This window comes from Mesorhizobium sp. P3_A9, assembly GCF_056402975.1.
Map to the genome: position 1 here is coordinate 1 of NZ_JBFUGJ010000184.1, position 11,784 is coordinate 11,784.

General features: G+C 61.8%; 11 protein-coding genes and 1 pseudogene. 6 read left to right on the top strand and 6 right to left on the bottom strand.

Going from position 1 to position 11,784, the window contains the following annotated elements; genetic code table 11:
• Nucleotides 1-298 (bottom strand): annotated as a pseudogene (locus tag AC1DX0_RS22095) (phosphorylase family protein); the annotation flags it as partial.
• 230 nt (nucleotides 299-528) lie between these two features.
• On the opposite strand from AC1DX0_RS22095, the gene AC1DX0_RS22100 reads away from it, so the two are divergent.
• The 3 genes from AC1DX0_RS22100 to AC1DX0_RS22110 all read left to right on the top strand — a co-directional run bounded on the left by AC1DX0_RS22100 (nucleotide 529) and on the right by AC1DX0_RS22110 (nucleotide 3,474).
• Complete coding sequence (locus tag AC1DX0_RS22100; RefSeq protein ID WP_477221915.1) at nucleotides 529-1,362, top strand: C1 family peptidase; 834 nt, start codon at nucleotides 529-531, stop codon at nucleotides 1,360-1,362.
• Nucleotides 1,363-1,504: 142 nt separating this feature from the next.
• A complete protein-coding gene (locus AC1DX0_RS22105; RefSeq protein WP_477356860.1) occupies nucleotides 1,505-2,803 on the top strand; it encodes a BtaA family protein in 1,299 nt (432 codons plus the stop codon).
• Nucleotides 2,800-3,474 (top strand): class I SAM-dependent methyltransferase, encoded by a 675-nt coding sequence (locus AC1DX0_RS22110; protein ID WP_477221913.1) that lies wholly within the window; start codon nucleotides 2,800-2,802, stop codon nucleotides 3,472-3,474. The genes AC1DX0_RS22105 and AC1DX0_RS22110 overlap by 4 nt, the downstream gene beginning before the upstream one ends.
• Here AC1DX0_RS22110 and AC1DX0_RS22115 read toward each other — a convergent pair.
• Together AC1DX0_RS22115 and AC1DX0_RS22120 are read right to left on the bottom strand one after the other, a co-directional pair.
• Nucleotides 3,461-3,781, bottom strand: coding sequence for a hypothetical protein (locus AC1DX0_RS22115; protein WP_477221912.1), 321 nt, complete (start codon nucleotides 3,779-3,781; stop codon nucleotides 3,461-3,463). The two genes, AC1DX0_RS22110 and AC1DX0_RS22115, sit on opposite strands and share 14 nt — an antisense overlap.
• 21 nt (nucleotides 3,782-3,802) lie before the next feature.
• The gene (locus AC1DX0_RS22120; protein WP_477221911.1) at nucleotides 3,803-5,182 is read right to left on the bottom strand and encodes a serine hydrolase domain-containing protein; all 1,380 of its coding nucleotides are present in this window, start codon (nucleotides 5,180-5,182) and stop codon (nucleotides 3,803-3,805) included.
• A 279-nt stretch (nucleotides 5,183-5,461) separates the two neighbouring features.
• Between AC1DX0_RS22120 and AC1DX0_RS22125 the strand changes: the two genes are divergently transcribed.
• The gene (locus AC1DX0_RS22125) at nucleotides 5,462-6,262 is read left to right on the top strand and encodes a glycoside hydrolase family 25 protein (RefSeq protein ID WP_477356862.1); all 801 of its coding nucleotides are present in this window, start codon (nucleotides 5,462-5,464) and stop codon (nucleotides 6,260-6,262) included.
• Between the two features lie 121 nt (nucleotides 6,263-6,383).
• On the top strand, nucleotides 6,384-7,562 hold the full coding sequence (locus tag AC1DX0_RS22130; RefSeq protein ID WP_477356864.1) for a lytic murein transglycosylase: 1,179 nt from the start codon (nucleotides 6,384-6,386) through the stop codon (nucleotides 7,560-7,562).
• A 72-nt stretch (nucleotides 7,563-7,634) separates the two neighbouring features.
• On the opposite strand, the gene AC1DX0_RS22135 is transcribed toward AC1DX0_RS22130, so the two are convergent.
• Nucleotides 7,635-8,855 (bottom strand): alanine racemase, encoded by a 1,221-nt coding sequence (locus tag AC1DX0_RS22135; protein ID WP_477221908.1) that lies wholly within the window; start codon nucleotides 8,853-8,855, stop codon nucleotides 7,635-7,637.
• A 224-nt stretch (nucleotides 8,856-9,079) separates the two neighbouring features.
• Here AC1DX0_RS22135 and AC1DX0_RS22140 point away from each other — a divergent pair, with 224 nt between their 5' ends.
• Entirely contained in the window at nucleotides 9,080-9,997 is a 918-nt protein-coding gene (locus AC1DX0_RS22140) for a DMT family transporter (protein WP_477221907.1), read from the top strand.
• Between the two features lie 444 nt (nucleotides 9,998-10,441).
• Here AC1DX0_RS22140 and metF read toward each other — a convergent pair whose 3' ends face one another.
• Together metF and AC1DX0_RS22150 are read right to left on the bottom strand one after the other, a co-directional pair.
• Entirely contained in the window at nucleotides 10,442-11,359 is a 918-nt protein-coding gene (gene metF, locus AC1DX0_RS22145) for a methylenetetrahydrofolate reductase [NAD(P)H] (RefSeq protein WP_477356866.1), read from the bottom strand.
• The coding region (locus tag AC1DX0_RS22150) for a class I SAM-dependent methyltransferase (RefSeq protein ID WP_477356868.1) at nucleotides 11,359-11,784 on the bottom strand (426 nt) is incomplete at its 5' end. The genes metF and AC1DX0_RS22150, both read right to left, overlap by 1 nt.

Genomic DNA, 11,784 nt, shown 5'->3' on the forward strand with positions numbered 1-11,784 from the left:
GTACATCCGCTTTGGGCAATGGACCGCCGCTGCTACCACCTGCGTTGCCGGCTGTCTGCGGAGCCAGCCCTTGCGGCCATGGAATGTCCTTGTACCGGGACAGGCCCGTGGCTTTCGAAAATGCAAGAAATTGTAGCCCCGGCGAAGATTCAGAGTCGAACTCTATGATCTCGCGCTGGAAATCCTCTGTACCCTTCGCCTTCGCAACAGATGGAAGCGCGAAAGTTGTCTCTGGCGGTGGATCACGGAGCGGATCGAACCCAAGATTTCTCTGAACCCAAGAACGGTCAGCGATCATGACATTTATCCCCTCTTGGAATAAGGGGACATCTACGAAGAAAAATGACAAATCACAAGCAAGTGATCACCTCTCAAGGATCATTAAGAGGCATCAATATTTTCTTGTAAATGATGATTATTCCCATCCTACGCCTACAAGAACAGATCACTGCAGGCATCTGGCTACTATAGAAGTAAATAGCGTTTCGCTGTAGCGTATTATTCTGAATGGCAGGAGGGGAGGTTTCCATGGCCAAGAACGTCACACCAACTACGGCTCCGACAGGAAGAAAGAGCAGTGGCCTCGGGTGGGTAAGGGATCTTCCGGATCCAAGAGACCAACTATACAGCGCCCCGCTCAGCCAATTGAAGGCGATTCCAGAAACAGTAGACCTCAAGCCTGAGTTTCCGGTCTATGACCAAGGCCGCATTGGATCCTGTACTGCCAACGCGCTGGCCGGTGCAGTGCAGTTCGACAGGCTGAAGAACAACCAAGCGCCCGATTTCGTGCCGTCGCGCCTCTTTATCTACTACAATGAACGCAAGATCGAAGGTCATGTGGCGAGTGACTCAGGGGCGCAGATCAGAGATGGAATAAAAAGCCTGCAAAAACAGGGAGTCTGTCCGGAAATTGAATGGCCCTATGACGACACGCCAGCCACCTACGACGGCGGGCCGTTTCCCAAGAATTCCAAGCCGGCGACGCAGCCCAAGAAGATTTGTTACGATGACGCCGGCAAATATGTCATCACCAGCTATCAACGGCTGACCCCGACTCTCAATCAGCTCAGAGGTTGCCTCGCGGCAGGATTTCCGTTTGTCTTCGGATTCACGGTATTTGACAGCTGGTATTCTCAAAATCCCAGACCGGCCACCATTTCCCTGCCCAGTGCAAATGACAGCGTCGTCGGTGGCCATGCCGTGATGTGTGTCGGATATGACAACGCAACCAGCCTTTTCAAAATCCGGAATTCCTGGGGATCCAGTGTCGGCAAGAAGGGTTACTTCTTCATGCCATACGCTTATCTGACCGATGGAAGCATGGCTTCGGATTTCTGGGTAATCAACGCTGTGAAGGCCTAGTTATCCGTCACATCGACGCTACCCATTTACCTCAGCGAGATAACGGGGCCGACGCCGTGTCGGCCTCGGCACCCCTTATCGGTACCCCTGGGCGGGTTCGCCAAGCCCCGACCCAGCGTCAACAGGCTGTCACCGGCCTGTCATGACCCTGCGCTACCCGCTTGCGMCAAAGCAAATGGGGAATCACTTTGTCATGACGGACGTTTCCGCAGATCTGGTTTTTCGCCGCGGCAAGGAAGTTGGAAAAGCCGTCTACCAGAACCGCGCGCTTTCGAAAGCCGGCATTTCCGAGCGGCTGTTCGCCTTCCTGTTTTCCGGCCTCGTCTATCCGCAGATATGGGAAGACCCCGATGTCGACATGGAGGCGATGCAGCTTGGCCAGGGCCATCGCGTCGTCACCATCGCGTCGGGCGGCTGCAACATCCTGGCCTACCTCACCCGCTCGCCGGCACGGATCGACGCCGTCGACCTCAACGCCGCGCACATCGCGCTGAACCGCATGAAGCTGGAGGCGGTGCGCCGCCTGCCCTCGCAGGGCGACCTGTTCCGCTTCTTCGGCGCCGCCGACACCAGCCATAATTCGCAAGCCTACGACCGTTTCATAGCGCCGCATCTCGATCCCGTCAGCCGCCATTATTGGGAGCACCGCAACTGGCGCGGTCGCCGGCGCATCGGTGTTTTCGACCGCAATTTCTACCAGACCGGCCTGCTTGGCCTGTTCATCGCCATGGGCCATCGCACGGCCAAATTCTTCGGCGTCAATCCGGCGCGCATGATGGAAGCCAAAAACATCAGCGAGCAGCGCCGCTTCTTCAACGAGGAGCTGGCGCCGGTCTTCGACAAGCCGCTGCTGAAATGGGCGACGTCGCGCAAGGCTTCGCTGTTCGGCCTCGGCATCCCGCCGGCGCAGTATGATTCGCTGATCACCTCCGGCGACGGCACCATGGCCAGCGTGCTGAAGGCCCGGCTGGAAAAGCTCGCCTGCGATTTTCCCCTGGAAAACAATTACTTCGCCTGGCAGGCCTTTGCCCGCCGCTATCCAAATCCCGGCGAGGCCGCCCTGCCCGCCTATCTGGAAAAGCAGAATTACGACACCATCCGCGGCAATATCGACCGCGTTGCCATCCACCATGCCAATCTGATCGAATTCCTCGCCGGCAAGGATGCCGGCACCGTCGACCGCTTCATCCTGCTCGATGCCCAGGACTGGATGACCGACGACCAGCTCAATGCGCTGTGGTCGGAAATCAGCCGCACCGCTTCGGTCGGTGCCCGCGTTATCTTCCGCACCGCCGCTGAGCCCAGCCTGCTGCCGGGCCGCGTCTCGACCTCGCTGCTCGACCAGTGGGATTATCAGGACGAGGCCTCGCGCGAATTCTCGGCCCGCGACCGTTCCGCCATCTATGGCGGTTTCCACCTCTATGTGAAGCGCCCCGCATGAGCACGACGGAGTTGCCGGCCAGCCACGCCGAACTGATGGACGGCGTCTACCGCTGGCAGCGCCATATCTACGACCTGACCCGCAAATACTATCTTCTCGGCCGCGACCGGCTCATCGATGGGCTGGGGGTGCCGGCCGGCGGCACCGTTCTGGAACTCGGCTGCGGCACCGGCCGCAACATCATCCTCGCCGCCCACCGCTATCCCGATGCCCGCTTCTTCGGCCTCGATATCTCGGCCGAAATGCTGGAGACGGCCGGCAAGGCGATCGACCGCGAAGGCCTGTCCAGCCGCGTCACGCTGGCAAGGGGCGACGCCACCGATTTCGACGCCAAGGCTCTCTACGGCATCGAACGGTTCGACCGCGTCTTCGTCTCCTATTCGCTGTCGATGATCCCCGGTTGGGAAAAGACGGTGTCGGCAGCATTGGCGGCACTTTCCCCCAACGGCTCGCTGCATGTCGTCGATTTCGGCCAGCAGGAAGGTTTGCCGGGCTGGTTCCGGACCTTGCTGCGCGGCTGGCTTAGAAAATTCCACGTCTCGCCGCGTGAATTCTTGCGCGAGGTCCTTGAATCGGAATCCCGACGAACCGGCGCAACCTTCCGTTTCCGTACGCTTTATCGCGGCTATGCATGGTTAGCGGTGATCGGCGGGCCTCTCAATGCGTCGTGAGTTGTTTCAGGCGTGCATCCACGAGACGTAGAAGTTCCTGCATTAGCTCTTCGCAGTCGTTAAATCCTTCCCGCTTCCATTGAGTGTTTCGCGCATAGCTTGCCGCGGCGTCCCGAAATTCGCTTAACTCATGTTGGGTCAATGCGCCCAGATCGGCATGATTATAGCGATTGTCGAAGCTCTCCTTGAGTTTGGTTAGGTAAGCTCTCTCGCCGGTCGTGCTGATCGCGTACTCGATAATCGAATAGATTATTCGTCGGCCGCCTCCCCATACAGGCAGATCATCGCCGACACTTAGAACACCCAACCTTGATCTCCCCTCGGTAAGTTATTTGAGCGCCTTCACCAGCGCGCCCACCATCGTCTGCGGCCGGTAGCCGAGCTTGGCCGGGGTCAGCCCGAGCCGCACCACCACCAATTGCTCCGACGGAATGATGGTGACCGTCTGCCCGTCATGCCCTTCCATCCAGTAGGTATCCTTGGGCAGGCCGGCGGCGACACCGGCGCCCGGGTTGTCCTCATCGCCCGGCGCCTCGATCCACAACTGGCCCTTGCCATAGACTTTCGAGGCGGGCGCCGGCTCGCGCATCCAGTCGACGAAGCCGGCCGGCAGGACCTGGTTGCCGTTCCAGACCCCGCCTTGCAGCAGGAACTGGCCGAAGCGGGCCCAGTCATGCGCTGTGGCGTAGAGATAGGATGAGCCGACGAAGGTGCCTTGCTCGTCGGTTTCGAGCACCGCGCTATGCATGCCGAGCGGCTCGAACAGCGCATTGCGCGGCCATGTCAGCGCCTTGGCCTTGTCACCGATCGCATCCTGCCACAGCCGCGACAGCATCACCGCCGTGCCGCTCGAATAGGAAAACACCTTGCCGACTTCGCCGGTCAGCGGCTTTGATTCGGCAAAGCCCGCCATGTCCGGTTCTAGATAGAGCATGCGCGTGACATCGGCGACGTCGCCATAATCCTCGTTGAACTCCAGCCCGCTCGACATCGCCATCATGTCGGCAAGGCTGATGGCGGCGCGGCCGTCGGCCTTCCACGGCGCGAACAGGCCCTTGTTGTCGACGGCCATCTTGCCGTCCTTAACCAGCGTGCCGATGATGGCGGCGTTCACTGTCTTGGTCATTGACCAACCGAGCAGCGGCGTCTTGGCGGAAAAGCCGTCGCCGTAGCGTTCGGCGACGACACGGCCGTTCTTGACCACCACCACGGCACGCATGCCGGTGCCGGTCAGCGCCGCGTCATCGAGCAGTTTGGCAATCACCGGATCCTGTGACGCGTCGACCCGCTCACCTTCCGGCCACAGCGTATCCTGGCTGGTCGCCGACGGCTCGGCATGGACCGCCGTGCGCCGTGCCTTGCCGACATCGCCGTCGGGAACCGAGGCGCAACCCAGCCCGTCGCGGGAAACCGCCTCGCTCTTGCCGAGGAAGCCAAGCAGGCCGGCGGAGACGGTGCCTCGGTTCTTGTCGACCGAGACCCGCATCAGCCGCAGCAGCGGGTGTCCGGGCGCCTGCACATCCACTGCAAGAACCTCATTGGGGTCGCGCCCGGCAATGAAGACGTTCGAGCAGACGATCTTGGCCGAATAGCCGGAACCGACGCGGATCAATTCCGGTGGCGCGATGTAAAGCCAGGCAAACAGCGCGGCGACCGCCAGCACGATCAGGCCAAGCAGCCATTTGACGATCTTGACGATGATCCGCATCTGCTTCTTCCCAGGCTTTCGCCCGACCCTTATGTCATCGAATTGCCGCCATTGCTTCCGCAAATCAGGGCTCCTGTCGAGCGCCATCAACGGATTATCAACCATGATCGGCCATCACAGGATGCATGTCGCCCAAAAGTGTTCAGCGGTTTTGGGACAACGACATGCACAAAAATAGCTATGCTGAGCGATGCGTGGGGCGATCGTTCGGAGGGGGCCAGACCGGCCATCAGTTCACAGACCCATCAGCGACCGGCTGATTCCGGCTTGGAAGTTGTGATGCGCCGTCTTGCGGCTCTTTTCATGCTGACGCTGCTTGGCGCCTGCTCGACCGTCGACGATCTGTCGCCGCTGTCACCATCCGCCTCCAGCAGCCCGACGGTKGCSGTGMGMGCSCCGCGCTTCGCCGATTCCAAACCGCATGAATGGGACAGCGGCGCGCCCTGGAACTATGCGGTTCACGGCACCGACGTCTCCAAGTACCAGACCTCGGTCGACTGGCCGACGGCCAAGGCAAGCGGCATTTCCTTCGCCTTCATCAAGGCCACCGAAGGTGGTGACCGCTTCGACGAGTATTTCAGCGAGCACTGGGCGCGCACGAAAGCCGCCGGCGTTCCGCGCGCGGCCTATCATTTCTTCTATTTCTGCACTCCTGCCGCCCAGCAGGCGCGCTGGTTCATCCAGAATGTCCCCGTCGACCGCTCGGCGATGCCGCCGGTCCTCGACATGGAATGGAACCCGCAATCGCCGACCTGCAGGCTGCGTCCCGACGCCGCCACGGTGCGCGCGGAGATGAGCACCTTCCTCGAGATCGTCGAGCGGCATTACGGCAAGAAGCCGATCATCTACACCTCGGTCGACTTCTTCGACGACAATGAGCTGTCGAGTTTCCGCGGCTATCCTTACTGGCTGCGCTCCGTCGCCGGCCATCCGCGCGAGAAGTATGGCAGCCACCCCTTCACCTTCTGGCAGTACACCGGAACCGGCATCGTTCCCGGCATGACGGGCAAGTCCGACATCAATGTCTTCAACGGCAGCGAAGCTGCCTGGAATAAGTGGCTGCGGCAGAACACCCGTTGACACCGGGCCTGCCGCCTGCTTTTCGACACAGCCAGCGGTAAAAAGTGCAACCGCCGGCAATTCAGGTCGTTGGGCTGCCAGCCAAGCACGACAATGCCCTCTTCGTTTCGAAAGGAAGCTGATGCGACTGCGTTCCCAAGCCCTCGCGGCGCTATTCCTGTGCGCCACGGCCTTGCCGGCGATGGCGCAGCAATGCGGCGGCGACTTCGAAACCTGGAAGCAGGGTGTGGCGGCGGAAGCCAAGGCGGCCGGTGTCGGTCCTGTCGGCCTCGCAGCGCTGGAGGCGGCCAACTTTGATGAGAGGGCGCTGGCCCGCGACCGCGCTCAGGGCGTCTTCACCCAGACCTTCGTCGAATTTTCCAACCGCATGATCTCGGCCTACCGGCTGAAGCAAGGTGCGGCGAACATGAAGAAATACGCCGATATCTTCGCCCGCGCCGACCAGCAGTTCGGCGTCCAGGCGCCTGTCATCACCGCCTTCTGGGCGCTGGAGACGGATTTCGGCGCCGTGCAGGGCGATTTCCACACGCTGAGCGCGCTGGTGACGCTTTCGCATGATTGCCGCCGCCCACAGCTGTTCCGCCAGCAGTTGGTGCCGCTTCTCGAACTGATCGACCACGGCGTGCTGCCGGCCGACGTCGAGGGCGCCTGGGCCGGCGAGATCGGCCAGACGCAGATCCTGCCTTCCGATTATCTGACGCACGGCGTCGATGGCGATGGCGACGGCAAGGTCGACCTGCGCAAAAGCGTGCCGGACGTGATCATGACCACGGCCAGCAAGGTGCTGTCGCGCGGCTGGAAGCGCGACGAGCCCTGGATCCAGGAAGTGCGTGTGCCCGACGAGATGCCRTGGGACCAGACCGGSCGCACCAACAARYTGCCGCTGWCSCAGTGGGCRCAGTGGGGCGTCACCAATCCCGACGGCWCRCCGCTKRTCGACAASGGYCTSAAGGCCGGCCTGGCRCTGCCCATGGGCCGCAARGGTCCGGCCTTCCTCACCTACGACAATTTCGACGTCTATCTCGAATGGAACCAGTCCTTCACCTACGCGCTGACCGCGGCTAACCTCGCCGCACGCCTCGCCGGCGCGCCGCCGCTTGATCCGCGCACCCCGGAACAAGGTCTCAACAACGAGCAGATGAAGGCGCTGCAGACCAAGCTCGAAGCCCGAGGCTACGACGTCGGCACGGTCGACGGCATTCTGGGCACCAACACCCGCGAAGCGATCCGCAAGGAGCAGATGCGGCTGGGCCTGCCGGTGGACGGCTGGCCGACGCCGGAGCTGTTGGGGAAATTGTAGCGAGTAGCGAGTAGCGAGTAGCGAGTAGCGAAGAAGATAATTCCCTATTCGCTACTGGCTATTCCCTATTCGCTAATCCGCCATCGTCTCCAAGCTGGCAAATCCCTGCGGCGCGTCGCCCTCATCGAAGGGCGTCGTCACTTCAACGAACGTATCGGGATAGAACCCATTGAAGCGGGTCCGGAGCGACAGCGAATAGGCGCCGATATGGCCGATCTCGATCCAGTCGCCAGTGTCGACGGTTTCCGGCAGCCAGAATGGCCTGGACAGGATGTCGACGGAATCGCAGGTCGCGCCGCAGACTTTGAACGGCACGATTTTGCTCTCATCGCCATTGCGGGTTCTGATCGCCGGATCGGGAATAAAACGCGCCGGCAGCGTGATCTTGCCGGTCCATGAATCCGACAGCGACGCCCAGATGCCGTCATTGATGTAGAGCCGCTTGCCCTTGCGCAGCAGCACGCGCACGATCAGTGACAGGCAGCGCGCCACGATCACCCTGCCCGGCTCGGCCACCAAGGGTATCTGGTCGAACTGGTATTCCTTCAGGTCGCCGGAAAGCCGCGACATGATCTGGCCAAGCGACGGCATCTCGATCTGCTTGCGGTTGGGATCGTGGCCGTATTCGGCCGGGAAACCGCCGCCGACATCGAGCCCGGCAATATCGAAGGTCAACCGGTTGCGCACCCAGTCGGCCGAGGCCAGCGCCCGCTCATAGGTGTCGGGGTCCTCGATCTGGCTGCCGACATGAAAGCAGAGCCCGACCTTGTATCCGGTGCGGTTCAGCCGCTCGGCGAGTTCGACCGCATAGGCCGGCCCGGCGCCGAACTTCTTCGACAGCTCGTAGGCGGCGTGGCCCTTGGTCTGCACCCGCACGAACACACTGATCGTGCCCGGGTCGATGTCGAGCGCCCGCACCACCCTGGTCACTTTGGTGATCTCATCCTCATGGTCGAGCGAGATGACGCGAATGCCGTATTTCTCCAGCGCCAGCTTGATATCGGACTGCGCCTTGACCGGATGCATGTAGAGCATCTCGGCATCGGGCGAGACGGCGCGCACGGCGGCGAACTCGCCGGGCGAAGCGACATCGAAGGCGGTGACGCCGGCCTCGACCAGCGCCTTCAGCACGATCTGCTCGCCATTGGTCTTGACCGCATAGGCGGTCTTGCCGGGGAACATGCCCATGAACTGCCTGGCATCCGCCATCAGCACCTGCGGGCGGAAGCAATAGACCGGATCGTCCGGGCGAAGCGCCAGTGCCGCCTCGCGGGCATTTTCGAATCGCTGCATGGACGAATCCTTGACCTGAGCTGCGCACAATTAATCCAAGCTAGCGGCTAATGAAAACAATTCTGTGTCTCGTGTGCCTGACGCAACGGCGCTAGCTCTTTGGCAGCAGTGTTTGCCATCGATCAGGTTTCGGGTGGCCCTTGTCGCGGGACCGGATATGCCCTGTACCCAATCGGCTGACATTCGGGCCGGCATGTCGGCCCATCGGGGGGAGGACGCTTCACATGGCAATTGCCGCGACATCAACACAACGCGGACCGATGACGCTCACCGATTGGGGACAGCTGCTGCTGCTCGGCGCCATCTGGGGCGGTTCGTTCTTCTTCGCCCGCATCGCGGTGGCCGAGCTTCACCCGCTGGTGCTGGTGCTGTTTCGCGTTACCATCGCCGCGATCGCGCTGCAGCTCTATCTGGCCATTCGCGGCCCATCCTTCCGCCTCGCCTTTCCGCACGCCGGCCTGTTCTTCCTGCTGGCCTTCACCAACAATGTCGTGCCCTTCTCGCTGATCTTCGCCGGCCAGACTGAGCTTGGCGCCGGTGTCGCCTCGGTGCTCAACGCGACGACACCGTTCTGGACGCTGACCCTCGCCAATGCGCTGACATCGGATGAGAAGCTGTCCTGGAACAAGTTGGCCGGCATAGCGCTCGGCGTCGCCGGCACGGCTGTCATGATCGGTCCCGGCCTGCTCGCCGGGCTCGGCGGCCCGGCCTGGGCCAAGTTCGCGCTGATCGGCGCGTCGCTGTCCTATGGCATCGCGCTGATGGTCGCCCGCCGCTTCAAGGGCGTGCCCTCGCCGGTCCTCGCCACGGGGCAGCTGACCGCTTCGACCATCATCATGATTCCGGTCGTGCTGCTGGCGCACGGCCCCGCCGGCCTGTTCTCGGCCTCGCCGCCGGTCTGGGCCGCGGTGCTGGCACTGGCGCTGTTGTCCACCGCCTTTGCCTATATCCTCTATTTCAACCTCGTCGCCTCGGCCGGCGCCACCAACGCCTCGCTGGTCACGCTGATCGTGCCGGCCAGCGCCATGCTGCTCGGTTTCCTGTTCCTCGGCGAGCGGCTGGAACTGTTCGAGATCGGTGGCGTGGTGCTGATCGCGCTGGGCTTGGTCACCATCGACGGACGGCTGTTTGGCCGACGGTAGGGCGCCTTAACTGAATCCCCGCAGTGGCGCGAAAGTCGAAGTCGACTTTCGCGGTGGTAGCGCTGCCATGACACAGGAACGACACGCCCTCGCCACAATTTATTCACAGGCCTGAAGCGAGTTTTTGCCGAAGAGTTTCAACGGCTAACGGCAAAAGCCGGGTCGCAATTTTCACATTCACGTCGCAATGCAGCACATTTTCCGCTTGCCTGTGGCACAAATGAACCTAGACTCCTAGGCATAGCTCTTTAAGAGGAGGCTATGTCATGGGACTTACGAGGCCGATCAACGCATTGATGATTTGTGCTGCGTTTGCTTTCATCGGCGCCCTCATTATGGGCGTCCTTCCCTGAACCCGCCAAGACGGGGAAGACCAGCACCAAATAGTCTAACCAATTCGAAAGGCCGGGTTTTTACCCGGCCTTTTGCTTGTCTGGCTGAACCTTATGCCGCAGCTGAACCCGCTACTTCGGCCTCGTGTGAGCGGATGCCGATCATGTGGCAGATCGCAAAGACGAGGTCGGCGCGGTTCATCGTGTAGAAGTGGAAATCGCCCACTCCGCGCTCGACCAGGTCGAGCACCTGTTCGGCGGCGACGGCCGATGCCACCAGCGCATGCGTCTGCGGGTCGTTCTGCAGGCCGTCGAAGCGCTCGGCCAGCCATGCTGGCACCAGCGCGCCGCAGCGTGCCGAGAAATTGGCGACCTGGGTGAAATTGTGCACCGGCAGGATGCCGGGAACGATCGGGATGTAGATGCCGGCGCGGCGCGCGCGCTCGACATAGCGCTCGTAGAGATCATTGTCGAAGAAGAACTGGGTGATCGCCCGCGTCGCGCCATTGTCGACCTTGCGCTTCAGCATGTCGATRTCGGTGGCRAAGTCMGGGCTYTCSGGATGCTTTTCCGGATAGGCSGARACCGAAATGTCGAAATCGCCGGCATCCCTGAGCGCGCCAACCAGCTCGGCGCCATTGGCATAGCCGTCCGGATGCGGCCGGTAGGCGGTGCCGACGCCCGCGGCCGGATCGCCGCGCAGGGCGACGAACCGCTTCACGCCCATATCGACGAATTCCTGGATCACCGCATCGACCTGATGGCGGGCAGCATCGACGCAGGTCATGTGCGCGGCCGGCGTCAGGCTGGTCTCCTTCAGGATGCGGCTGATGGTACGCGCCGTGCGCTCACGCGTCGAACCGCCGGCGCCATAGGTSACCGAGACGAATTTCGGCTTMAGCGGCTCCAGCCGSGTGACSGTGTCCCASAGCCKSGCYTCCATCTCGTCGKTCTTSGGCGGGAAGAAYTCGAASGAWACCYTRACCTTGTCGCCAATGTCGGGRCGGCGGGAAAAGCGGAACTGGTTCATCAGGCGATTTCCCCTATCGAGTTCACTTTGGTCTGCTCATTGGCTGGATCGGCGATCAGCAGGCGCCGGTCGCGGCCAAGCCAGAGTTTTACCGTCAGCCTTGCCTCGTTGCCGCCACGCGGCTCGAATTCCTGGGCATCCTCGAGATCGAGGCCGGCCTCGGCAAACCATTCGCCGATCTGCCGGTCGGAAAAGCCGAGGCGCATATGGGCATGCTCGTCGCGCAGGAATTCCAGCGTGTGTGGCGCAAAGTCGACGATGACCAGCCGGCCCGCCGGGCGCAAAAGCCGCGCCGCCTCGTGGATGGCGCGGGCCGGATCATCGAGATAGTGCAGCACCTGGTGGATGGTGACGAGATCGAAGGCATCGCGCTCGACCGGCGGCGAAAAGATGTCGCCCTGCCGGACCTGCGCATTGGAAACGCC

Excerpts from the sequence above, each read along its gene's own strand:
- AC1DX0_RS22100 (WP_477221915.1), top strand. The coding sequence starts at position 529 with ATGGCCAAGAACGTCACACCAACTACGGCTCCGACAGGAAGAAAGAGC.
- AC1DX0_RS22110 (WP_477221913.1), top strand. The coding sequence starts at position 2,800 with ATGAGCACGACGGAGTTGCCGGCCAGCCACGCCGAACTGATGGACGGC.
- AC1DX0_RS22120 (WP_477221911.1), bottom strand. The coding sequence starts at position 5,182 with ATGCGGATCATCGTCAAGATCGTCAAATGGCTGCTTGGCCTGATCGTG.
- AC1DX0_RS22135 (WP_477221908.1), bottom strand. The coding sequence starts at position 8,855 with ATGCAGCGATTCGAAAATGCCCGCGAGGCGGCACTGGCGCTTCGCCCG.
- AC1DX0_RS22140 (WP_477221907.1), top strand. The coding sequence starts at position 9,080 with ATGGCAATTGCCGCGACATCAACACAACGCGGACCGATGACGCTCACC.